Annotated in this window: 22 protein-coding genes; 7 read left to right on the forward strand and 15 right to left on the reverse strand. The window is 68.2% G+C overall.

From position 1 onward, the window contains the following. Positions 1-177 precede the first annotated feature (177 nt). From OHB12_RS12725 to OHB12_RS12750, 6 genes are all read right to left on the reverse strand, one after another. Entirely contained in the window at positions 178-750 is a 573-nt protein-coding gene (locus tag OHB12_RS12725) for an adenine phosphoribosyltransferase (protein WP_327119215.1), read from the reverse strand. Between the two features lie 37 nt (positions 751-787). After that, on the reverse strand, positions 788-2,509 hold the full coding sequence (locus tag OHB12_RS12730) for an ABC transporter substrate-binding protein (RefSeq protein ID WP_327119217.1): 1,722 nt from the start codon (positions 2,507-2,509) through the stop codon (positions 788-790). A 20-nt stretch (positions 2,510-2,529) separates the two neighbouring features. Next, positions 2,530-3,765 carry a protein translocase subunit SecF gene (gene secF / locus OHB12_RS12735; RefSeq protein ID WP_327119219.1) on the reverse strand — a complete coding sequence of 412 codons (1,236 nt, stop codon included), beginning with the start codon at positions 3,763-3,765 and terminating at the stop codon, positions 2,530-2,532. A gap of 7 nt (positions 3,766-3,772) precedes the next feature. Then, positions 3,773-5,431 (reverse strand): protein translocase subunit SecD, encoded by a 1,659-nt coding sequence (gene secD / locus OHB12_RS12740; RefSeq protein ID WP_327119221.1) that lies wholly within the window; start codon positions 5,429-5,431, stop codon positions 3,773-3,775. 117 nt (positions 5,432-5,548) lie between these two features. Continuing rightward, on the reverse strand, positions 5,549-5,926 hold the full coding sequence (yajC, locus tag OHB12_RS12745; protein ID WP_327119223.1) for a preprotein translocase subunit YajC: 378 nt from the start codon (positions 5,924-5,926) through the stop codon (positions 5,549-5,551). 182 nt (positions 5,927-6,108) lie between these two features. Continuing rightward, positions 6,109-7,599 (reverse strand): flavin-containing monooxygenase, encoded by a 1,491-nt coding sequence (locus OHB12_RS12750; protein ID WP_327119225.1) that lies wholly within the window; start codon positions 7,597-7,599, stop codon positions 6,109-6,111. A 119-nt stretch (positions 7,600-7,718) separates the two neighbouring features. Between OHB12_RS12750 and OHB12_RS12755 the strand changes: the two genes are divergently transcribed. Then, a complete protein-coding gene (locus OHB12_RS12755; RefSeq protein WP_442800087.1) occupies positions 7,719-8,321 on the forward strand; it encodes a TetR/AcrR family transcriptional regulator in 603 nt (200 codons plus the stop codon). A 116-nt stretch (positions 8,322-8,437) separates the two neighbouring features. Then, entirely contained in the window at positions 8,438-9,019 is a 582-nt protein-coding gene (locus tag OHB12_RS12760; RefSeq protein ID WP_327119229.1) for a DivIVA domain-containing protein, read from the forward strand. A gap of 77 nt (positions 9,020-9,096) precedes the next feature. Here the strand turns inward: OHB12_RS12760 and ruvB are convergent, their stop codons facing one another. From ruvB to OHB12_RS12780, 4 genes are all read right to left on the reverse strand, one after another. Continuing rightward, complete coding sequence (gene ruvB, locus OHB12_RS12765; RefSeq protein WP_327119231.1) at positions 9,097-10,179, reverse strand: Holliday junction branch migration DNA helicase RuvB; 1,083 nt, start codon at positions 10,177-10,179, stop codon at positions 9,097-9,099. Positions 10,180-10,185: 6 nt separating this feature from the next. Continuing rightward, a complete protein-coding gene (gene ruvA, locus OHB12_RS12770) occupies positions 10,186-10,791 on the reverse strand; it encodes a Holliday junction branch migration protein RuvA (RefSeq protein ID WP_327119233.1) in 606 nt (201 codons plus the stop codon). Continuing rightward, complete coding sequence (gene ruvC, locus OHB12_RS12775) at positions 10,788-11,357, reverse strand: crossover junction endodeoxyribonuclease RuvC (RefSeq protein WP_327119235.1); 570 nt, start codon at positions 11,355-11,357, stop codon at positions 10,788-10,790. Before ruvC ends, ruvA begins: the two co-directional genes overlap by 4 nt. A gap of 119 nt (positions 11,358-11,476) precedes the next feature. Further along, a complete protein-coding gene (locus tag OHB12_RS12780; RefSeq protein WP_327119237.1) occupies positions 11,477-11,899 on the reverse strand; it encodes an acyl-CoA thioesterase in 423 nt (140 codons plus the stop codon). Between the two features lie 391 nt (positions 11,900-12,290). Here OHB12_RS12780 and OHB12_RS12785 point away from each other — a divergent pair, with 391 nt between their 5' ends. Next, a complete protein-coding gene (locus OHB12_RS12785) occupies positions 12,291-13,724 on the forward strand; it encodes an alpha/beta hydrolase (RefSeq protein ID WP_442800025.1) in 1,434 nt (477 codons plus the stop codon). Between the two features lie 57 nt (positions 13,725-13,781). Here the strand turns inward: OHB12_RS12785 and OHB12_RS12790 are convergent, their stop codons facing one another. Beyond that, positions 13,782-14,762 (reverse strand): GlxA family transcriptional regulator, encoded by a 981-nt coding sequence (locus tag OHB12_RS12790; protein ID WP_327119239.1) that lies wholly within the window; start codon positions 14,760-14,762, stop codon positions 13,782-13,784. A gap of 28 nt (positions 14,763-14,790) precedes the next feature. Between OHB12_RS12790 and OHB12_RS12795 the strand changes: the two genes are divergently transcribed. From OHB12_RS12795 to OHB12_RS12805, 3 genes are all read left to right on the forward strand, one after another. Continuing rightward, positions 14,791-15,795 (forward strand): NADP-dependent oxidoreductase, encoded by a 1,005-nt coding sequence (locus OHB12_RS12795; protein WP_327119241.1) that lies wholly within the window; start codon positions 14,791-14,793, stop codon positions 15,793-15,795. 41 nt (positions 15,796-15,836) lie between these two features. Further along, on the forward strand, positions 15,837-16,043 hold the full coding sequence (locus OHB12_RS12800) for a DUF5988 family protein (protein ID WP_327119245.1): 207 nt from the start codon (positions 15,837-15,839) through the stop codon (positions 16,041-16,043). Between the two features lie 113 nt (positions 16,044-16,156). Then, positions 16,157-16,516 carry a metalloregulator ArsR/SmtB family transcription factor gene (locus tag OHB12_RS12805; protein WP_327119247.1) on the forward strand — a complete coding sequence of 120 codons (360 nt, stop codon included), beginning with the start codon at positions 16,157-16,159 and terminating at the stop codon, positions 16,514-16,516. 207 nt (positions 16,517-16,723) lie between these two features. Here the strand turns inward: OHB12_RS12805 and OHB12_RS12810 are convergent, their stop codons facing one another. From OHB12_RS12810 to OHB12_RS12820, 3 genes are all read right to left on the reverse strand, one after another. Next, a complete protein-coding gene (locus tag OHB12_RS12810) occupies positions 16,724-17,476 on the reverse strand; it encodes a YebC/PmpR family DNA-binding transcriptional regulator (protein WP_327119249.1) in 753 nt (250 codons plus the stop codon). Between the two features lie 111 nt (positions 17,477-17,587). Then, complete coding sequence (pdxT, locus tag OHB12_RS12815; RefSeq protein WP_327119251.1) at positions 17,588-18,238, reverse strand: pyridoxal 5'-phosphate synthase glutaminase subunit PdxT; 651 nt, start codon at positions 18,236-18,238, stop codon at positions 17,588-17,590. 93 nt (positions 18,239-18,331) lie between these two features. Next, on the reverse strand, positions 18,332-19,153 hold the full coding sequence (locus OHB12_RS12820) for an acyl-CoA thioesterase (RefSeq protein WP_327119254.1): 822 nt from the start codon (positions 19,151-19,153) through the stop codon (positions 18,332-18,334). 125 nt (positions 19,154-19,278) lie between these two features. Here OHB12_RS12820 and OHB12_RS12825 point away from each other — a divergent pair, with 125 nt between their 5' ends. Further along, positions 19,279-19,905: a hypothetical protein gene (locus OHB12_RS12825; protein WP_442800026.1), complete on the forward strand. Its 627-nt coding sequence runs from the start codon at positions 19,279-19,281 to the stop codon at positions 19,903-19,905. A gap of 55 nt (positions 19,906-19,960) precedes the next feature. On the opposite strand, the gene OHB12_RS12830 is transcribed toward OHB12_RS12825, so the two are convergent. Then, positions 19,961-20,695, reverse strand: a complete 735-nt coding sequence (locus OHB12_RS12830) for an SDR family oxidoreductase (RefSeq protein WP_327119256.1) — start codon at positions 20,693-20,695, stop codon at positions 19,961-19,963. Positions 20,696-20,858: the final 163 nt, after the last annotated feature.

Genomic DNA, 20,858 nt, shown 5'->3' on the forward strand with positions numbered 1-20,858 from the left:
ACGCATAGTGTCGGCGTGTGCGCCAGTGATTTTCGGACCATGCTGATCTGGACTTCCGCACGGTCCCGCCGCCACCGGCTGCGCCATCGTTTGCCGCGCGGCTTCGATTCACGACCGCCATAGAACCGCACAGGAGTCGCTCGCGGCGTCCGGTGCGGAACGCTGGGGAACCCCCGCTCAGATCCGCACGATCGAGGTCAGCGGGTAGTCTCCCTGCCGCACCCGCCCGTCGAGGACGGTGAGCTCCAGCACCACCGCGGCGGCGGCGACCTCGGCGCCCGCCTGCTCGAAGAGTTCGGCCGCGGCGGCGAGGGTGCCGCCGGTGGCGAGAACGTCGTCCAGCAGCAGAACGCGGCGGCCCCGCAGATCGATGCCGTCCGCAGGGATCTCCAGGACAGCGGTGCCGTACTCGAGGTGGTATTCCCGGCTGATCACCGGTGGTGGAAGCTTGCCCGCTTTGCGGACCGCGAGGACGCCGGTGCCGAGGGTCGCGGCGACGCCGGCCCCGAGCAGGAACCCGCGAGCGTCGACGCCCGCCACCACGTCGGCGTCGGGCGCGCACGCGGCCAGACAGTCGATGACCGCCCGGAAGCCCTCGGGGTCGGCGAGCACAGGGGTGAGATCCGCGAAACGGACTCCGGGTGCGGGGAAGTCATCGTGCCAGCGGGTCAGGCGATCGACCAACTCCGCGGCCTTGGTGGACCGTTCGGCGGTTATGTCTTCGGACTCGATCGCCGCGTGCTTGCTCATCGACACCTCTCCATGATCACATCACCCACACCATCTGTCACCGCTCGAGCACCCACCGGTCCATGTTCCAGCCGGACCCCGCCTGGGTGGGGCCTGCGATCCCATTCCGCAGCCCCGTACCGAAAGCGATGGTGCGCGGGGTGGCGAACAAGGGAATGCTCGGCAGCTCCGACCACAGCAAGTTCTCGGCATCGGTGAGCAGATTCAGCTGTGTGGTCGAGTTGTCGTCGGCCGCAAGCTGATCGGTGATGGCATCGTAACGGCCGTTGCCGAACCGCCCGAAGTTGAGCCCGCTACCGGTACGCAACGCGCTGGTCGCGACCACACCGACGATCGATCCCGCCGGACCAGGCACCGATCCGGTGCTGCCGAGGACGGCGTCGACCTTGCCCTCGGCGAGCTGAGCGGGGGTGAAATCGGGCGACCCGGCGTCCACCACGGTGATACCTGCCGATTTGCAGGCATCGGCGATCATCGAGACGGTCTGCGCGCGGCGATCGTCCGGACGCAAGTAGCCGATGCGGACGGTCGGGTTCGGCGCGCCGGAGGTGGCGACCGCCTTGGTCGCGCCGGGCACATCGCCACCGGAGAACTTGTCTGCCGCACCGATGACCGCCGAATAGAACAGCGAATCCTGCTGCACGATATGCGCGTTCAGCGGGCCGGAGCCGAGCCCGGCCTTCGGCGCGTCCGGCGCCTTGCCGAGCTTGTCGAACAAAGCCTGCCGCGGCAGGCACAACGCGAACGCGCGTCGCGCGTCGCGCGAGCCGAACACCCCCCCGGTCGCCAGCACCAGCTGCTCGGCACCACGGCCGGGCACGGTCTTCACCGAAAAACCATTCAGATCAAGGTCTTTCACCGAGCCCGCGCCGACGTCGACCACACCGACGGCACTGTCGCCGATCTTCTGCTTCAGGTCGACGGTCTTGGGCCACACCACGATTCGACCGGTCGACGGTTTGTTGCCCCACCAGCGCTCGTTGGCGACCAGCACCAATCCGTCCTCCTGGCTGAAGGATTCGATCCGGTACGGCCCCGACGACGGGAACCGGGACAGATCCAGATCGCCACTGGACGGGATGGCCCAGCCGGTATTCCAGAACTCGGCGAGCCTGCCCACGGTGTTCGGATCACCGGACTGCAAGGCGGACACCACATTGGGCACGTTCGCCACCCGCGCCGCGACATGCGCGGGCATCAGCTCGCCTGCCGTGAACAGATTGCGCCACGCCAGGAAATGCCGATCGGGCCGGAACACGACGGTGGCATCCCGCGAGCCAGGCTGGCAGTCGACCCGCTCGATATCGGCGTAGCCCGCAGTGTTCGCGGCGTCGAAGACCGGAACCGGTCCTCGTTCACCGGATTTGGTGAATCGGCCGCTGCGCGCGGCCCAAGCCAGCACCAGGTCGTCGCACGAGGTGGGCACTCCGTCGGAGTACACGCCGTCCGGGTTGAGGCGGTACTGGATGGTCTGCGCCTCGCCGGGCACCTCTTTCGCGGTGCCCAGGTCGGTATCGGCGACCTGCTGGCCGTCCGGCCCGGTGTAGAAGAAGCCGGTCAGCGCTCGCGCGAACACCGCGTCGGACCCGGAACTCGCCCCGAGCGTGCTGCCACCGTTGTAGGTGGCGATGGTCGCGTCGGTCGCGTAGCCGATGGACGGCACCTGGTTCTTGCTGGAGCAGCCGACCGCCAGCCCGGCGGCCAGGGTGCCCGCAACAAGCGCTCCGATCAGTCGTACCGCCCTGCGTGGGTGTCGCATGGAACCCCCTTGCTCTGTTGTCAGTGCCGCCTCTTGTGCCGTTTCCCGCTCGGTCGCGCGCCGGGCCTCGGTGCCTGCCCGGCCGGGCGCTGCCTGCGCGGCGCCTCGTCGAAGGCCCGGCCCGACGCCATGGTCGCCCTGTGCTCGGCCGCGACGCCGGCGCGGGCGCCTGCCACGCCGGCCCGCTTGGCCAGAACCTTCTTGGTGTGCGCCGCCACCGGTCCCCAGCGCTCCTTGATCGACACCAGCAGCGGCGTCGCGAAGAAGATCGAGGAGTACGTGCCGACCAGCAGACCGACCAGCTGCACCAGCGCCAGGTCCTTGAGGGTGCCGACGCCGAGCATCCAGACCGCGATCACCATCAGGCCGACGATCGGAAGGATGCCGATCAACGCGGTGTTGATCGAACGCATGAGCGTCTGGTTCACCGCGAGGTTGGCCTGCTCGCCGTAGGTGCGCCGGGTCAGGTGCAGGATGCCGTGGGTGTTCTCCTCGACCTTGTCGAACACGACGACCGAGTCGTAGAGCGAGAAGCCGAGGATGGTCAGAATGCCGATCACCGTCGCCGGGCTGACCTCGAATCCGACGATCGAGTACACCCCCGCGGTGACGGTGACGTCGAAGGCCAGCGCCGCGAGCGCCGCGACGGCCATGTGCGGCTCGAATCGGACCGCGATGTAGACCGCGACGAGCACGAGGAACACCGCGAGCGCGATGAGCGCTTTGCGGGTGATCTGGCTCCCCCACGTCTCACTGACGTCCGAGGTGCTGATCGCGGCCCGGCTCGGGTTGCCTGCCTTGTCCTTCGGCTGGAACTTGGCGAACAGCGCGTTGTTCAGCGCCTCCACCTGGTTCTGGTTCAAGGCCTCCGATCGGATCAGCATGGTGGCGGAGCCGCCGGTGCCGACGGTCTGCACGGACACCGGGTCGGTGCCGACGGTCCCGCGGTAGATGTCCTCGACCTGACCGGTGGTCGCTGTCCCAGCCGGGAACTGGATCCGTGAACCGCCCTCGAAGTCGATGCCGAAGTTGAATCCGCGGAAGATGATGCTGCCCAAGGAGATCAGCACGATGGTGGCGGTGATCAGATACCACATCCGCCGCTTGCCGACGACATCGATGGCGCCGGTACCGGTGTAGAGCCGGTTCAGGAAGCCGTGCTTGGGCGGTTCCGCGTCGGTGACCGCCGCGAACACGTCGGTGATCTCGGTCGCGTTCGGCTTGCTGAGCGACGAGGTGGTGTGGCTGTTGGTCATCGCGTCCTCACGCCTTCCCGAGGGCGGCCTCGGCCGCCTTCCGCTCGCGGGCGATCTGCTGGATCGCCCCCAGGCCGTTCACCGACGGTTTGGACCAGAACGCGGTCCGCGAGGCGAGCAGCACCAGCGGCGAAGTCACCAGGAATACCACGACTACGTCGAGGATGGTGGTGAGGCCGAGGGTGAACGCGAAGCCCTTCACCTGGCCGACCGCGAGGATGTAGAGCACCGCCGCGGCGATGAAACTGACCGCGTTGCCCGACAGGATGGTGCGGCGGGCGCGCTGCCAGCCACGGGGCGCGGCGGAACGGAAGCTGCGGCCCTCGCGCATCTCGTCCTTGATGCGTTCGAAGAACACCACGAACGAGTCCGCGGTCATGCCGATGCCGATGATCAGACCGGCGATACCGGCAAGATCAAGGGTGAAGCCGATCCAGCGGCCGAGCAGCACCATGATGCCGTAGACCGCGAATCCAGAGGCCACCAGCGACAATCCGGTGACGAACCCGAGCATCCGATAGTAGAACAGGCAGTAGAGCAGCACGACGACCAAGCCGATCGCGCCCGCGAGCAGGCCCGCCTTCAGCGAGGACAGGCCCAGCGTCGCGGAGACCGTCTCGGCCTCGGAGGTCTGGAACGACAGTGGCAGCGAACCGTACTTCAACGTGTTCGCCAGCTCCTTCGCCGTGGTCGCGGTGAAGTTGCCCGAGATCTGGGTGCGGCCACCCTGCTGCGGGCCCTGCTGCACGACCGGCGCGCTGACCACCTTGGAGTCGAGCACGAACGCGACCCGCTTGTAGACGTACTCGCCGGTGAGCGCGGCCCACGCGTCGCTGCCGCCGGACTTGAACTCCAAGTAGACCTCGTGCCTGGCCTGCTGCTGATTCAGTCCCGAGCTGGCGTCCTTGATCTCTTGGCCGTCGATGCGGCTCTTATCGAGCAGGAGCACCTCGGTGCCGTCGGTCGAGCAGGTCACCAGCGGAAGGGACGGGTCGTCATTGCCCGCGAGCGGATCGGCCTTGGCGCAGTCCAGCGCGGCCAGCGCGGCCTGCTGCACGGACGGATCGGCGCTCTGCCGGACCGCCTTGGCCGCCTGGATCTCTTTGGTGGCCTCCTCGGTGGGAGTGAGGTTGGGATCGGGCGCCGGGGTCGGCGCCTGCGCCGGGAACACACGCTGCTGCGCAGCGGGTGTCGGCTCCGCTTGCGGAGCCTCCGGTGTGCCTGGTTCGGTGCTCGGCGCAGGCTGTGTGCCCGGCGTGGTCTGCGGTGACGCGCCGCGCCCCGCCGCGGGCACGGCCTGCAGCACGGGGCGGATGTAGAGCTTGGCGGTGGTCGCCAGCGCGCGCGCCTGCTGCCCGTCATCGCCGGGCACGGTGATCACGATGTTGCTGCCGTCGATGACGACCTCGGAGCCGGAGACACCGAGCCCGTTGACCCGGTTCTCGATGATCTCCTGCGCCTTCTTCAGGCTGTCCTGGCTCGGCTTGCTGCCGTCCGGTGTGCGCGCCGACAGCGTGACCCGGGTACCACCCTGCAGGTCGATGCCGAGCTTGGGTGTCGGGGACTTGTCACCGGTGAAGAACACCAGCGCATAGACCACGGCCAGCAGCGCGGCGTAGACGCCGAGCAGCCGGAGCGGGTGCGCCGATCCCTGGGAAGGTGGCACAGTACGTCATCTCCTAGGCGGAAAGTCGAGGATGGAACAGGCGGGCATGCACCAGCGCCGCCGGGTGCGCGGACGGGTAGCCGCGGCGACATCCGGCGCGCAAGCACACCGGAAGAATCAGTCTTTGGTCAGCCGGGTCTCGGTCTGCTCGGCGGATTCCTCGATGGTGTCGGTCGCGTCCGAGCCGGTGGCGTCGGTGCCGGTCTCTTCGGTACCCACCTCGTCGTCGGCGCTCACCTCGTCATCGGCGCGCACCTCGCGGATGGCCTGGCGCAGCCACGTGGTGACCACGTCCTCGGCGATCTCGAGGTCGACCGTGGTGTCGTCGAGTTCGACCACGGTGCCGTACAGCCCCGACGTGGTGATGACCTGGTCGCCGATCTTCAGGCTGTCCTGCATGGTCGAGACCTTCTCGGTCTCCCGCTTCTGACGGCGGACACCGAGGAACATCGGCACGAGCAGGGCTACCAGTAGCAGCGGAAACAGAAGTTCCATCGTCGAAGTCAGTCCCTAGTGTTGTGGGTGGGATGGACAAGTACCCACACAGTCTGCCAGTTCATTGCACAGGCGCCACACCCGCACACCCGCTGGGCAGCTACAACGCCCCGTCACACACGGAACCGCCGCCGGAACATGCTCCGGTCGGCGGCACGGTATGTGTGGTTCCCCGGGGCGGCTCAGGCGGTCGTGCCGTAGACGTAGTCGTCGAGCGGGAAGCCGACCGCTTCGCGGTGGGCGTTGAGGGTGCTGGTCGGACGCAAAAGGGCCGCCTCACCGTGCGGGTTGAAGTAGTAACTGCGCGCGGTGGTGCAGTCACCTCCGTAGAAGACCGAGGAACCGAGCTTGGCGGTCACACGGTCCAAGAACTGGGCGTTGGCCTGCTCGGTCACCTCGAAGGTGGTCTCGCCGCGGCGGCGCAACTCACCGAACAGCCTGCCCATGTGCTTCATCTGCGCTTCGATGGTCGTGAAGTAGGACAGCCCGCTGTAGGAGTACGGACTGTTGAGGCTGAGAAAGTTCGGGAACTTCGGCACCGTGATGCCCTCGTAGGCCTGAAAACGGTTGTCCCGCCAGAACTTTCCGAGGTTAACTCCGTCGCGGCCGATGATCTCGATAGCCGGGAAGTTCACATCCCACAGGTTGAAGCCGGTGGCCAGGATCAGCGTGTCGATCTCGGTCCTGCGCCCGTCGGCGGTGACGATGCCGTCGGCCTCGATGCGGGCGATCGAGTTCGTCTCCAGCCGCACGTGCGGCTGGTTGAACGTCGGGAAGTAGTGGTTGGAGAAGGTGGGCCGCTTGCAGCCGAAGTCGTAGTGCGGCGTGAGCTGCTTGCGAGTCTCCTTGTCCCGCACCGACGCCCGTAGGTGCGCCTTGGCCAGCACGCCCGCGCCCTTGTTCATCAGCTTGGCCTGCTTGAAGTGCAGCACACCGACCACCATCATGGCCTCGAGCAGGCTGGTGTTGACCAGCCGTGCGATCTTCTGCGTGGCGGGGACGCGCTCGAACAGCGTCCGCACCGGGGCGGGAATAGCGGTATCGATCTTCGGGACCACCCAGATCGGGGTGCGCTGGAAGACAGTGAGTGCCTGCGCCTTCTTGGCGACCTCGGGCACCAGCTGCACGGCGGTGGCGCCGGTACCGATAATCGCGACCTTGCGGCCGGTGAGGTCGACGTCGTCCTCCCACGCAGTGGTGTGGATGATGTTGCCCGCGAACGAGTCGATGCCGGGAAACGGCGGGGTGTAGGGCTGGGAGAGAAAGCCCGTCGCGGTGAGCAGGTACCGGGCGGTAAGGGTGTCACCTCCCGCGACGGAGACCACCCACTGCTCGTGCTCCTCGTCCCAGCGGGCGCCGTCCACGACGGCGCCGAACCGCATGCGACGGCGCAGATCGTACTTGTCGGCGACGTGCTCGGCGTACTTCTTCAGCTCCGCGCCCGGCGCGAACAACCGCGACCAGTGCGGGTTCGGCTCGAACGAGTACGAGTAGGTGACCGAGGCGATGTCCACCGCCAGACCCGGGTAATGGTTGACGTGCCAAGTGCCGCCGAGGTCGTCCTCACGCTCGAGGATGACGTAGTTGCTCGAGCCGAGCCGATCGAGCTCGATACCAGCCCCCATGCCACCGAATCCCGCACCGACTACGACCGCGTCGTACTGAGGCGCCACGCCGAACCTCCTGGTTGAACCAATCTCGCGGAATGACACATCATTCCGTTTGCGACGACTGTATCATCGTGGGGGTGACGAAGCCATCCCCACGAGCGACCCGGCCCGCCGGAAATGCCATGCAGCGGCGCAAAGCCGAACTGCGCCAGGAGATCATCGATACGGCCTTCGTCTGTTTCGCGGAAAAGGGCTATCACGCCACCGGGATCGCCGACATCGCAGGTCAGCTCGGCATCGGGCATGGGACCTTCTACCGCTACTTCAGCAACAAGCGCGACATCATCGACCACGTCATCGACGACCTGGCCGCACGCATCATCGATGCCCTCGGCACCGAAAACGCCCCCGACGCCGCGACCACTTTGGACGAATACCGCGCCCAGATCGACCGCATCGGTGTCGCCCTCACCGGAATCCTGACCGCCGACCGCCGGGTGGCGCAGCTGCTGCTGTTCCATGCCACCGGCATCGACGACGAGCTCACCCAGCGGCTCTACGGGCTGCTCGACACCGCCGACGCGCTGACCGCGGGATATCTCGACCACGGCGTCGAACTCGGCTATCTGCGTGCCGACCTGGACACCGCGAACACCGCGCGGGCAGTGACGGGCATGCTGATCGCGGGCATCGTCCACTCGCTGCGCGACCCGGACGAGTCGGCGATCGCCGGGCTGAACCAGGCGATCCGCCGCTTGCTCGTCGATGGAGTCCGCAAGGACTGAGCACATCGGGCAAGCCCCTGACTTCGCCGTGGGTGCCAAGGCGAGGGACACTGCCCCGGGTCACGAAAGGCCAGGGAATTCGAAAAGTGGCGGACCGGCGCACCGAGCCTGACAGAATGTCGCCCGTGACACCCGAGGATGTGAGCCGGATCAGCTTCGCGAGCCCACCGCTCAGGCATCGCGGCTACCACGCGGACGAGGTGGACGCCTTCCTCGATCTCGTCGCCGCGACACTGGCCGGCCGGGGCGCCCTCGCCGCCGACGACCTGCGGCACGTCACCTTCGACGCACCCGGCACCGGAGAGCGCGGCTACCGCGCCGACCAGGTCGACGAATACCTCGACCAGGTACGGGTCGAACTCGAGTTCCGCCAGCGCGGCGACCAGCCGGTGCCCGCCGCCAACGGCGACGGTCACCCGTTGCTCACCCCCGAGGACGTGCGCCGGATGCGGTTCACCATGGCCCCGGTCGGGCGGCGCGGTTACCACGAGGAAGAGGTCACCGCGTTCCTCGACCTGGTCGCCGCGACCCTGGCGCACGACGGACCGGGAAGCCTGACCGTCGCCGACGTCCGCTCCATCCATTTCACCGATGCCCGGCTCGGCACCCGTGGCTACCAACGAGACGAGGTCGACGCCTTCCTGGACCTCGTCATCACCGCGCTACGACGTACCCGCCGCCCCCCGCGCCACACCTGACGCGTCCGCCGCATCGGTCGCGGTTGCGCACACATGCCACGCACCGGGTGAGCAGCCAGCGGTGGTACGAAGACCGGTCAGTCGAAGAGGTCCAGGGTGGGATGGGGCTCGCGGCCGCGGACTTCAATAGATCCGAAGACCAGGTCGGACGGTGGAATCAGCCCAAGGTGTTCCCAGGCGGCAGCGGTGGCGACGCGGCCGCGGGGGGTGCGGGCGACCAGGCCCGCGCGAACCAGGAAGGGTTCGCATACCTCCTCGACGGTGGCGGCCTCCTCCCCGACCGCGACGGCGAGGGTGGACACGCCGACCGGCCCGCCGCCGAAGCTGCGGACCAGCGCGCCGAGTACCGCGCGGTCGAGGCGGTCCAGGCCGAGGACGTCGACGTCGTAGACCTCGAGCGCGGCGTGCGCGATGGACCGGGTGATGAGGCCGTCGGCACGGACCTCCGCGTAGTCACGGACCCTGCGCAGCAGGCGGTTGGCGATCCGGGGCGTGCCGCGCGAACGGCCGGCGATCTCGGCCGCCGCGTCCTCGTCCATGCCGACACCGAGGATGCGCGCCGAACGCTGCAGGATCCGCAGCAGCTCACCGGGCTCGTAGAAGTCCATGTGCCCGGTGAACCCGAAGCGGTCACGCAGCGGACCGGTCAGCGCTCCGGATCTGGTAGTGGCCCCGACCAGGGTGAACGGCGCGATGTCCAACGGAATGGAGGTGGCGCCGGGACCTTTGCCGACGACCACGTCCACCCGGAAATCCTCCATCGCCAGGTAGAGCATCTCTTCGGCGGGGCGGGCGATGCGATGGATCTCATCGATGAACAGCACGTCGCCCTCGACCAGGTTGCTGAGCATGGCGGCGAGGTCGCCCGCCCGTTCCAGCGCGGGTCCCGACGTGATTCGCAGCGCGGTGCCGAGTTCGGCGGCGATGATCATCGCCATGCTGGTCTTGCCGAGGCCGGGCGGGCCGGACAGCAGGACGTGATCCGGCGTGCTGCCACGCTGTTTGGCGCCGCGCAGGACCAGCGCGAGTTGTTCGCGGACTCGGGGCTGGCCGATGAAGTCGTCCATCGATTTCGGGCGCAGGCTCGCCTCGACCTCGCCGTCGGACTTCAGATAGCTTGCGCTGACCTGCGATTCGGCAGGTTCCTCTTCGTACTCCACAGCGCCTTACCGGTTCTTGCCGAGCAGGCCGAGCGCTGCCCGCAGGGCGGCGGAGGTATCGGAGGCGGGCCGGTCGGCCAGCACCGCGTCGACCGCCTGTTCGGCCGGTTTGGCGGCGAAGCCGAGTCCGATGAGCGCCTCGACGACCTGGTCACGCACCGGCGTGACCACCGGCGCGGGCGCGCTTCCTGGCGGACCGGACTGCACCGGGACGAGATTCACCTTGTCACGCAGTTCGACCACCATGCGCTCGGCGCCGCGCTTGCCGATGCCGGGCACCCTGGTCAGTGCGGCCACGTTGCTCTCGGCGAGCGCCTTGCGCAGCGCTTCGGGTTCCAGCACGGCCAGCACCGCCATCGCGAGGCGGGGGCCGACGCCGGAGACGGTCTGCAGCAGGCCGAACAGGTCGCGAGCCTCGGTATCGGCGAAGCCGTAGAGCGTCATCGAGTCCTCGCGGACGATCATCGCGGTGTAGAGCCTGGTCTCCGCGCCACGGGTGAGTCCGCCGAGGGTGGCCGGGGTGGCGTTGAGCCGGTAACCGACGCCGGCCGCCTCGATCACCGCATGGTCGAGTGCGATCTCCAGCACCTCACCGCGTATCGACGCGATCACCCGTGCACCGCCTTCCGCTGTTCGGCAAGCCGTTCCCTGTACCGCCGCTGCGCCGCGGCCGCCTTGGCCTCGGCGGCAGCCATCCGCTCCAGCAGCGGCGCCCGCCAACAATGGCAGATGGCCAGCGCGAGCGCATCCGCCGCATCGGCGGGCGTCGGCGCCGCCTGTAGGCCGAGGATGCGGGTGACCATGGCGGTCACCTGCTTCTTGTCCGCGGTGCCGTTGCCGGTGACCGCCGCCTTCACCTCGCTTGGGGTGTGGAACGCCACCGGGATACCCCGGCGCGCCGCGGCGAGCGCGACCACCCCGCCCGCCTGCGCGGTACCCATCGCGGTACGGACATTGTGCTGCGCGAAGACCCGTTCGATCGCGACGGCCCCTGGTTTGTGGGTGTCCATCCAGTACTCGGCGGCGTCGGCGACTTGGAGCAGGCGCTGGGCCAGGTCCATGTCCGCGGAAGTGCGGACCACGTCTACGTCCAGGGCAGTAACCTTCCGCCCCAGCCCGCCCTCCACGATGCTGAGGCCGCACCGGGTGAGCCCGGGGTCGACGCCCATCACCCGCACGAAAACCCCTCTCACAGGACACGAACAACTGTTCGAGAGTTTAGCGGAGGCTTCGGCTTTCGTGCTCCTGCGACACGACACGGCCCCGGCCGGAGCCGTGCGTGATGGCTTCCCCGCGCTCAGGCCGGTAGCCCGAGCAACTCGGGGCAACTCGCCCTGGCGGCCCACTCGCGGACCGGGTCGACGACCAGTCGCCGCGATGCCAGATCGAGAAGACCGCTGACGTTGGTCACGGTCGCGGCGACCACGCCGTCGGCACGGATGAGGACGTGCTCGACCCGGTAGGTCTTGCCCTCACCCCAGCGCCAGGTGCACGACACATCTACCGCGTCGCCGCCACGTAGTTCGCGCTGGAAACTGATCACCGTTTCCAGGTTGACCGGCCCCAACCCGGACGCGATCAGCTCGTCGACGGAAACGCCCGCCGCCTGGACACACGCGAATCGCGATTGGTCGGCGAATTGGTGGTAGGCCGCGCCGGTGACATGCAACTGAGGATCCAGATCGGAAACCCGGACTTCGATACGGGTACTGAACGACACGGGGCCGACTATGCCACCCGGCACCGACAAGTTCTGGCGTCCGCCGTCGAGCACAGCCTGAACCCCGCTCCACCAGCACAGCCCACCTGATCGCCGCCGTCCGCCGAGATGAGCCGGACTGCGCCGACGAGGCGAACCACGCGTCAGCTGTCGGAGACCTGCCGCGCGAAAGCGGCGTAGGCGGACTCGCCGAAAAGGATGAAGCGGACTTCCGACACCGCCGTGTTGGTCGCACACACCGTTGTGCGCTCTTCGCACTCGCACCCCTTCCTCGCATCCGTGATGGACAAGCGAAGAACCGTGTGGGCAGCTGTGCGAGGACAGCCTCCACCCAGGTTCGCTGGAGCCGATTCACAGGTGGTCTCGAGGAAGTGTCTCGACAATGCCGTAGGTGCCAGTACTCGCCGCTCCTCCGACTCCTGCTCCACCGCAGCTTTCGCCGACGAATCAGAACCCGAACTATCAGAACGCCTTTCATCACGGGATCTCGCTGCTGCACGGCTGGTTGCCGCTGATGGTCGAGGTGCTCGCCGTGCTGTTCCTCGTGCTCGCCATCGCCCGGCGCTCCAGGAAGTGGTGGCTGATCCAGCTGCCGGTCTGCGTGCTGGTCGGCGTGGTGGGGGCGCTGACCGCCAGATGGTATGTGACGAACGAGGGGCTGGCATCCGATCCCGCGCCCGCCCTGTTGTGGGCCTGCGTCGGCGGCACGGCCGCGGTGTCGGGGGTCGCGGTCCTCGGCTGGCGCGGCGCGCACTGGTGTCGGCGTGGGGCCGCGATCCTCGCCATTCCGCTTGCGCTGCTGAGCACCGGGATTGTGCTCAACCAGTGGGTCGGCTACTACCCCACCGTGCAATCGGCGTGGGGCGCGCTGACCGCGGGCCCGCTGCCGAACCAGACCGACGTGTCGGCGCTGCCCGCCCTGCGGAACACCACCGTCGCCGACGGCAGGATCGTGCCGGTGCGAATTCCCCACTCCGGCAGCAACTTTCCGCACCGCACCGAGTATGTGTACCTGCCGCCCGCCTGGTTCGCCGGACCGACCCCGCCCGCGCTGCCCGTAGTGATGATGATCGGCGGCGAGTTCAACACCCCGGCCGACTGGATCCGCAGCGGCCAGATCATGTCCACCGTGGACAGGTTCACCGAGGCGAACGGCGGGCGCGCCCCGATTCTCGTCTTCGTCGACTCCAGCGGAAGCTTCAACAACGACACCGAGTGCGTCAACGGGCCGCGCGGCGACGCTGCCGATCACCTGACCAAGGACGTGCCGAGCTACGTCGAATCCGGTTTCGGCGCCTCCGCCGATCCGGCGCGGTGGGCGGTGGTGGGCTGGTCGATGGGCGGCACGTGCGCGGTCGACCTCGCCGTCATGCACCCCGAACTGGTCCACACGTTCGTCGATATCGCGGGCGACCTCGGCCCGTCCTCCGGCACCAAGGACCAGACCGTCTCCCGTCTCTTCGGCGGTGACGCCGCCCGGTGGGCGGCCTTCGACCCGCTCACCGTCATGGCCGCCCATGGTCCCTACACCGGCATCGCGGGCCTGTTCGACGACCTCACCCCACCGCAGCGCTCTCGAGGAGGCAACCACGGCCCCGTCGCCGACGACGACACCGTCGGCATGGGCGGTCACGACGGAGTCCCCGATACCGGCGAGGTCGGAGCCGCCGAGAAACTCTGCGCCACGGGACAAGCGGTCGGCATCGACTGCACCATCCACACCAGCCAGGGCGGCCACACCTGGCAGTTCGCCTCGGCCGCGTTCACCTCGGCGCTGCCGTGGATCGTCGCCCGCGTCGGCCTGCCCGTCCCCGCCACGACCTGACCCGCGCGCCACCACGCCCGATGTCCTCGCAGTGATCACCGGTCATGCCGGAATCGTTCAGCTCGGCGCGACGGTGACCTCGGCACGGAACGTGCGCCGATAGGTCTTCGGGGACACACCGATCGACTCGTACAGGTGCTGGCGCAGCGAGGTGCCGGTGGCGAAACCGACCTCCCCCGCGATGCGGTCGACCGTCAGGTCGGTGGATTCCAGCAGGTGCCTGGCGCGGAAGACACGCTGCTGGATGAGCCAGCGACCGGGGCTCATCCCGACCTCGTCGCGGAAGCGGCGGGCGAAGGTGCGCTTGCTCATCCGCGCCCGGACGGCCAGCTCGTCGACGGTGACCGGGTGCGCCAGGTTCTCCAGCGCCCACTGCCGGGCGGCGGCGGTCCCGGCCGACGTCTCGCGCGGGACGGGCTGCTCGATGTATTGCGCTTGGCCACCGTCGCGCCATGGCGGGGCGACGCAGCGGCGCGCGACCGCGTTCGCGACAGCGCTGCCGTGATCGCGACGCACCAGGTGCAGGCACAAATCGATCCCGGCTGCCGCGCCCGCTGAGGTGAGGACGTCACCGTCGTCGACATAGAGCACGTCGGGATCGAGGCGCACCCTAGGGAAGGCGCGGCGGAATACCTCGGCCTGGTTCCAATGGGTCGTCGCCGGACGGCCGTCGAGCAGTCCGGCGGCAGCGGCGATGAAGGCTCCGGTGCAGATCGCGACGATCCTGGCACCTGGCCGGATGCGAGCGAACGCGTCGAGCACCGGTCGCGGCAGCTCACCGCCCAGGGTCATGGAGATGTCGCAGGCGGGCAGGGCGACCGTGTCGGCGGTCTCCAGAACTCCGCTGTCGTGCGTGACGGCGATGTCGTAGTCGGCGGAGGTGCGCACCGGGCGGCCGTCGATCGAGCAGGTGCGGATTTCGTATCTGCCTGCGGCGCTGCCGAACACCCTGTTCGGGATGCCGAGTTCGAAGGGATACACCCCGTCCAGGGCCAGCACCACCACTCGATGGGGTGCGGCCGTGCTTGCCACGGTCATGGCGCGATCATATCGAAGAATGGCAATCATGCCATTTCTTCTGCGTTGCCCGAGCGGCAGGCTGGCATCCATGATCGAGACCGACACCACCGCGACCATGCGCGCTATCAGTCAAAATGTCCTCGGCGGCCCCGAGGTGCTCACCGAAGTACAGCTCCCACAACCGGTTCCGGGCCCCGGCGAGATCCTGGTACGGGTGCGCGCGGCCGGACTCAACCCGACCGACTGGCGGCACCGCGCCGTCGCCGGGTTGTTTCTGCCCGAGCCGCCGTTCGTGCTCGGCTGGGACGTGTCGGGCGAGGTAGCAGCCACCGGCGTCGGCGTCACCCTGTTCCGGCCGGGCGACGAGGTCTTCGGCATGCTTCCCTACCCGAACGGCCACGGCGCCTTCGCCGAGTACGCTGCCGGCCCGGCCCGCGCCTTCGCTCACAAACCGGCCGGCCTGGACCACGTGCGGGCCGCCGCGATTCCGCTGGCCGGGCTCACCGCCTGGCAGGCACTGGTCGACACCGCCGAGGTGAGCGCCAGGCAGCGGGTGCTGATCCACGCGGCGGCCGGTGGCGTCGGCCACTTCGCCGTGCAGATCGCCAAGGCGCGCGGTGCGTACGTTATCGGCACGGCCAGCGCGCCCAATCACGATTTCCTGCGGGGGATCGGCGCCGACGAGGTGATCGACTACCGCGGCACCGATATCGCCGATGTGGTCCGGGATGTCGACGTGGTGCTGGACTCGGTCGACGACGAGAACAGCATCCGCTCGCTACGCACCCTGCGTCCTGGCGGGCTGCTGGTGTCGCTGCGCGCCTTCGGCACCATCGATCTCGTGGCCGAGGCGGACGCGCTCGGCGTGCGCGCGGTCCGGATGCTGGTCGAAGACGATCACGCGGGGATGCGCGCGCTCGCCGAGCTCGTCGACTCCGGCGCCCTGCGCCCGACGATCGCCGGAACTTTTCCCTCCTCGGCGGCGGCGAAAGCGCATGCTTTGGGCGACACCGGCCGCACCGTGGGCAAATTGGTACTCACCGTCCCCTGAATCTCCCACAATCCAGGCAGTGGCGCTTCTACCATCCGAGGATGAGCAATGTTGTGAAGGCTGTCCTCGAGGGCGGGCCGCAAGACTTGCCCGCGCGCATCGTCCCGATCACTCCGCCGGGGATCGAGCTGAAAGTCCCGTTCCGGGGCGGATACGAACACTTCAAAGTCACCCAGCGGGAGCAGGACACGCCCGAAGGGCGGCTGCCGGTCTACGAGTGGTGCGATCGAACCAAGATCGCGGAGTGACGCACCTTCCCTCTCCGCACCGGCGGTAAGCACCCGACCGGTCGCGAAAATCGGCCCGAGCTGTCCCACGATCGCCACGGACAAAAGCGTAACCATATGGTTACGCTTTTGTCGTGGACGAGATCTCAGGTGCGATCGCCGATCCGGTTCGGCGGGCGATCATGGAAATGCTGCACGGGACTCGGCTCACCGCGGGCGCGATCGCGGAGCATTTCGCGATCAGCCGACCCGCCGTCAGCAGGCACCTGCGTGTGCTGCGCGAAAGCGGGCTGGTCCAGGACGAACTCGTCGGCAGGCAGCGATTCTATGTGCTCGACACCGGGCCGTTGACCGCGCTCACCCAGTGGCTCGACCGATTCCAGCGGCCCGCCGCGTGGGCACAGCACCTCGACGCACTCGAGACCGAGGTCTACCGGACCAAGCGCGAACACCGCTCCGGCGACGAGGACGCGACGAGGGAGAACACGACATGACGAAACGACCCACCGGGTGGCTGTTGCCCGCGGGCACCACAGACCTGCGGTTCAGCCGCCACCTGCCCACCGACACCGCCCAGCTCCCCCAGGTCGCCCGGTTGGAGTACTACCTGGACATGCTCGGGGCAGCCCGTTCCGGCACGGACCGCCCCGATTCGGCGAGTACCACCCCGCAATGCAGCGGTCTTACGAGCAGCCGACCGACTAGTCGTCCAGCTGGGCGAGGACCTCGTCCGGGATATCGACGTTGGTGTAGACGTTCTGCACGTCGTCACTGTCCTCGAGCGCGTCGACCAGCTTGATCACCTTGCGGGCACCCTCGGCGTCGACCGCTACGGACACCGACGGCTGAAAGCCGGACTCGGCGGAGTCGTAGTCGATGCCCGCGCTCTGCAGGGCGGTGCGCACCGCGATCAAATCACCGGGCTCGCTGATGATTTCGAAGGACTCATCGAGGTCGTTGACCTCCTCCGCACCTGCGTCGAGCACCGCCATCAGCACGTCGTCCTCAGACAGGCCGTTCTTCTCCAGGGTGACGACGCCCTTGCGGTGGAACAGGTAGGACACCGAGCCGGGGTCGGCCATGTTGCCGCCGTTGCGCGTCATGGCGACCCGCACCTCCCCCGCGGCACGGTTGCGATTGTCGGTGAGGCACTCGATCAGCACGGCGACGCCGTTGGGGCCGTAACCCTCGTACATGATCGTCTGCCAGTCGGCGCCGCCCGCCTCTTCGCCGCCGCCGCGCTTGCGGGCGCGCTCGATGTTGTCATTGGGGACCGACGCCTTCTTCGCCTTCTGGATGGCGTCGTACAGCGTCGGATTGCCATCCGGGTCACCGCCACCGGTCCGGGCCGCCACCTCGATGTTCTTGATCAACTTCGCGAACAGCTTGCCACGCTTCGCGTCGATCGCAGCCTTCTTGTGCTTGGTGGTGGCCCATTTGGAGTGGCCGCTCATTCCCCTACTTCCTTCAGGTCGATGGCACTTCTGATCGTGTGTGCGGTACCGGCACAGCCGGGCCGACAACTCCCCTAGCCTACTCGGGCGCTCACGATAGCCCAGCCCCGGCTAAGCCGCCCGGACCAGCTCAACGAACATCCGGTGCACCCGCAGATCGCCAGTCACCTCGGGATGGAACGACGTCGCGAGGACGTTGCCTTGCCGTACCGCCACGATCCGACCGGCGGCCGGGCCGTCCGGCACGGTAGCCAGCACGTCGACGCCCTCGCCCACGTGCTCGACCCACGGCGCCCGGATGAACACCGCCCGCACCGGGCCTTCCTTCAGTCCCGCAAACGGCAAATCGGTCTCGAACGAATCGACCTGGCGGCCGAATGCGTTACGCCGCACCGTCATATCTATCCCGGACAGGTGCTTGGCGTCCGGGCGGGTGTCGAGCACATCGGAGGCGAGCAGGATCATGCCGGCACACGACCCGAAGGCCGGCATTCCGTCGCGCAACCGCGCACGCAGCGGCTCCAGCAGTTCGAATGCCTCCAGGAGCTTGCTGATCGCGGTCGACTCGCCACCAGGCAACACCAGCGCGTCCACCGCGGCGAGTTCGGATTCGCGGCGGACCAGCACCGGTTCGGCACCGCAGCGCGTGAGCGCCGCGACGTGCTCCCGGACGTCGCCCTGCAGCGCAAGCACGCCGATGGTGGGACGGGACTGCGCCTGTCCGGCGTCGGCGGCGGGTGCGGCGACCGAGGAAGCGTTCACGCCGGAAAGCTTACGAGCCACACCGATGTGTGCCCGCTCACAGTCGCCACCCGAGTTCCGTCACCGCCCTGGCGCGAGAACGGTGGACGCCGTTCAGCTCTCCCGCAGCGTCCGAATGAGACCTTCCTGAACCACGGCGGCGACCAACCGACCCTCTCGGGTGAAGATCTTGCCGCCGGTCAGGGCACGGCCGAAACCGGCCGAGGGAGAGGCCTGATCGTAGAGCAGCCAGTCGTCGGCGCGGAACGGGCGGAGGAACCACATAGCGTGGTCGAGCGACGCGGTCTGGGTCGGCTCGTGGGGGTGGATGACCTTCGAGGAGCCGAGCAGCGTCATATCGCTCATGTACGCGAGGGTGCAGACATGGAACAGGGGGTCGTCGGGCAGCGGGTGCCGATAGCGGAACCACACCTGTTGTGGGGAGACCACACCGTCGCGACGAGCGACGTTCTCCTGCGGCACCATACGGATATCCCAGTGCTCCCACTCGCGCATCGCCCACAGAAGCTCCGGACTCATCACGGTGCTGGCATCGGGCAACTCTTCGGGCGCCTGCACCTCGGGCATCACGTCCTGATGCTCGGGACCCTCATCCCCGACGTGGAACGAGGCCGACATAGTGAAGATCGCGGCACCCTCCTGGATACCGGTCACCCGCCGGGTGCAGAATGATCGGCCATCCCGGATCCGCTCGACCTGGTAGACCGTCGGCTCCTGAGGGTTGCCCGGCCGCAGAAAATACCCGTGCAGTGAATGCACCTGGAACCGAGGCTCCACCGTCCGGACCGCCGACACCAGTGCCTGGCCGGCAACCTGTCCGCCGAACGTGCGTGCGAGCTGGGTCTTGGTGGACGCGCCACGGAAGATGTCCCGCTCGAGCCGCTCTATCTCCAGCGCCTCTTCGATTGTCGCCATGCGGTGAAGATTATCCCGACGGCCCGCCGCGTCGTGTCTCGGCTGTCGGTGGCCCCGGCACGCGCCTCTGCCGCTGTACGGCGACCGCCATGTCGGCGACGACTCACGTTTGCTGAGATGGAGCGGTGCCGCGTTTTCTGCCGATCACCCGCCACGGACTCGTCGACCGGGTGATCCGCCACATCCTGACCACACACACCCACACGGTGATCGCCATCGACGGCGCAGACGCCGCCGAGCCCATTGCGTTCGCCGACCGGGTCGCCGCGGCCGTGCGCGACACCGGCCGATCCGCCGCCGTGGTCTCGGTGCACGACTATGTGCGGCCCGCCGCACTGCGCATGGAGCTCGGCCGTACCGACGAGATGTCCTATCGCACAGTGTGGTTCGACTTCGCGGCGCTGCGTCGCGAGGTGGTCGACGCCCTGCGTGACCAAGGCCGATGGCTTCCGGCCCTCTGGGACGAAGTCGCCGACCGCTCGGCGCGCGCGACGGTCCGCACAGCGCCACCCGCGACCACGATCGTCATCGCGGGCCCGATGCTCTCCGGCCGCCACCTCGACGCAGACGTGACCGTCCGACTGGACATGTCCGAGGCCGCCCTCCGGCGCGGAACCCCACCCGAAGCGGAATGGACAATCCCCGCACTGCTGCGGCATGACCGTGAGAACCCTTATACACCAACATTTTTCGTTCGATGGGATCATTCCGACCGCCCTGCGATCCGGATAGATGAGGACACTGTGGGATAGGACTCCACGCCCGGACACACCTGCGATCCCACCGACGAGCAGCGGACATGGCAGGTCAGACCAGACGGTGGCCGCCGTCGACGTGCAGCACGGTGCCGGTGATGAACGGGTTGCGCATGAGGGCGAGCATGGCGTGGGCGATGTCGTCGGGCCGGCCGATGCGGCCGACTGGCAAGCGCGTGGCGAGTTGCCGATGGCGTTCAATTTTCGCGGGGCCTGCGATGGTGTCCCAGATCGGGGTGTCGACCCAGCCCGGGGAGATCACGTTGACACGGACAGGGCCGAGCTCGATGGCCAAGGCGTAGCCGAGCGAAGCGAGAGCGCCGTTGACGGCGGCGACCATGGCACCACCGGGAGCCGGGCGGTAGGCGGCGATACCGGAGGTGAAGGTGAGCGAGCCGCCGGAGACGAACCGCGCATGTTTGGCCAGCAGGGTCGGGCCGATCAGCTTGGCGGAAATCAGGCTTCGGGCCAGGTCGGCTTCGAAGGCGGCCACCGGCTGGTACGCGCCGGTGGCGTCGGCGGCGGTGGCGACCACGTGATCGACCGGTCCGAGGTCGGCGAACAGACGCTCGAGGTCGGCTTCGCGGGTGATGTCGGCGACGGCGGTGCGCACCGTGCCCGGCCCATCGGCAAGGGCGCGCCCGGCGGTGGCGAGCCGTTCGGCCGAGCGGCCGGCGATGGTGACCTCCGCACCGTCGGCGACGAGCGCGGCGGCCAGAGCGAGTCCCATGCCGGAACCGCCACCCACAATGACGACGCGCTCCGGTGTTGTCGTGCTTATTGTCATGCCTCCAGCCGACCATCGGCGCGGCCGAGTGTCCATGTCGCACTGCCGAACTCGCGTTAGTCGTGAACTAACACCGCAGGTAGCCACATTGGGCGGCCCGGCCGCCGCGGCGAGCGGCGACCGGGCCTGGATCGGTTGTCGCCGTTCGGCGGCAACCGGAGAT

Origin of the sequence: Nocardia sp. NBC_01730 (assembly GCF_035920445.1) — a bacterium.
Lineage (GTDB): Bacteria > Actinomycetota > Actinomycetes > Mycobacteriales > Mycobacteriaceae > Nocardia.

Excerpts from the sequence above, each read along its gene's own strand:
- yajC (WP_327119223.1), bottom strand. The coding sequence starts at position 5,926 with ATGGAACTTCTGTTTCCGCTGCTACTGGTAGCCCTGCTCGTGCCGATG.
- OHB12_RS12755 (WP_442800087.1), top strand. The coding sequence starts at position 7,719 with ATGCAGCGGCGCAAAGCCGAACTGCGCCAGGAGATCATCGATACGGCC.
- OHB12_RS12810 (WP_327119249.1), bottom strand. The coding sequence starts at position 17,476 with ATGAGCGGCCACTCCAAATGGGCCACCACCAAGCACAAGAAGGCTGCG.
- OHB12_RS12820 (WP_327119254.1), bottom strand. The coding sequence starts at position 19,153 with ATGGCGACAATCGAAGAGGCGCTGGAGATAGAGCGGCTCGAGCGGGAC.
- OHB12_RS12790 (WP_327119239.1), bottom strand. The coding sequence starts at position 14,762 with ATGACCGTGGCAAGCACGGCCGCACCCCATCGAGTGGTGGTGCTGGCC.
- secF (WP_327119219.1), bottom strand. The coding sequence starts at position 3,765 with ATGACCAACAGCCACACCACCTCGTCGCTCAGCAAGCCGAACGCGACC.
- OHB12_RS12795 (WP_327119241.1), top strand. The coding sequence starts at position 14,791 with ATGCCATTTCTTCTGCGTTGCCCGAGCGGCAGGCTGGCATCCATGATC.
- OHB12_RS12760 (WP_327119229.1), top strand. The coding sequence starts at position 8,438 with ATGTCGCCCGTGACACCCGAGGATGTGAGCCGGATCAGCTTCGCGAGC.
- OHB12_RS12800 (WP_327119245.1), top strand. The coding sequence starts at position 15,837 with ATGAGCAATGTTGTGAAGGCTGTCCTCGAGGGCGGGCCGCAAGACTTG.
- OHB12_RS12730 (WP_327119217.1), bottom strand. The coding sequence starts at position 2,509 with ATGCGACACCCACGCAGGGCGGTACGACTGATCGGAGCGCTTGTTGCG.
- OHB12_RS12725 (WP_327119215.1), bottom strand. The coding sequence starts at position 750 with ATGAGCAAGCACGCGGCGATCGAGTCCGAAGACATAACCGCCGAACGG.
- OHB12_RS12830 (WP_327119256.1), bottom strand. The coding sequence starts at position 20,695 with ATGACAATAAGCACGACAACACCGGAGCGCGTCGTCATTGTGGGTGGC.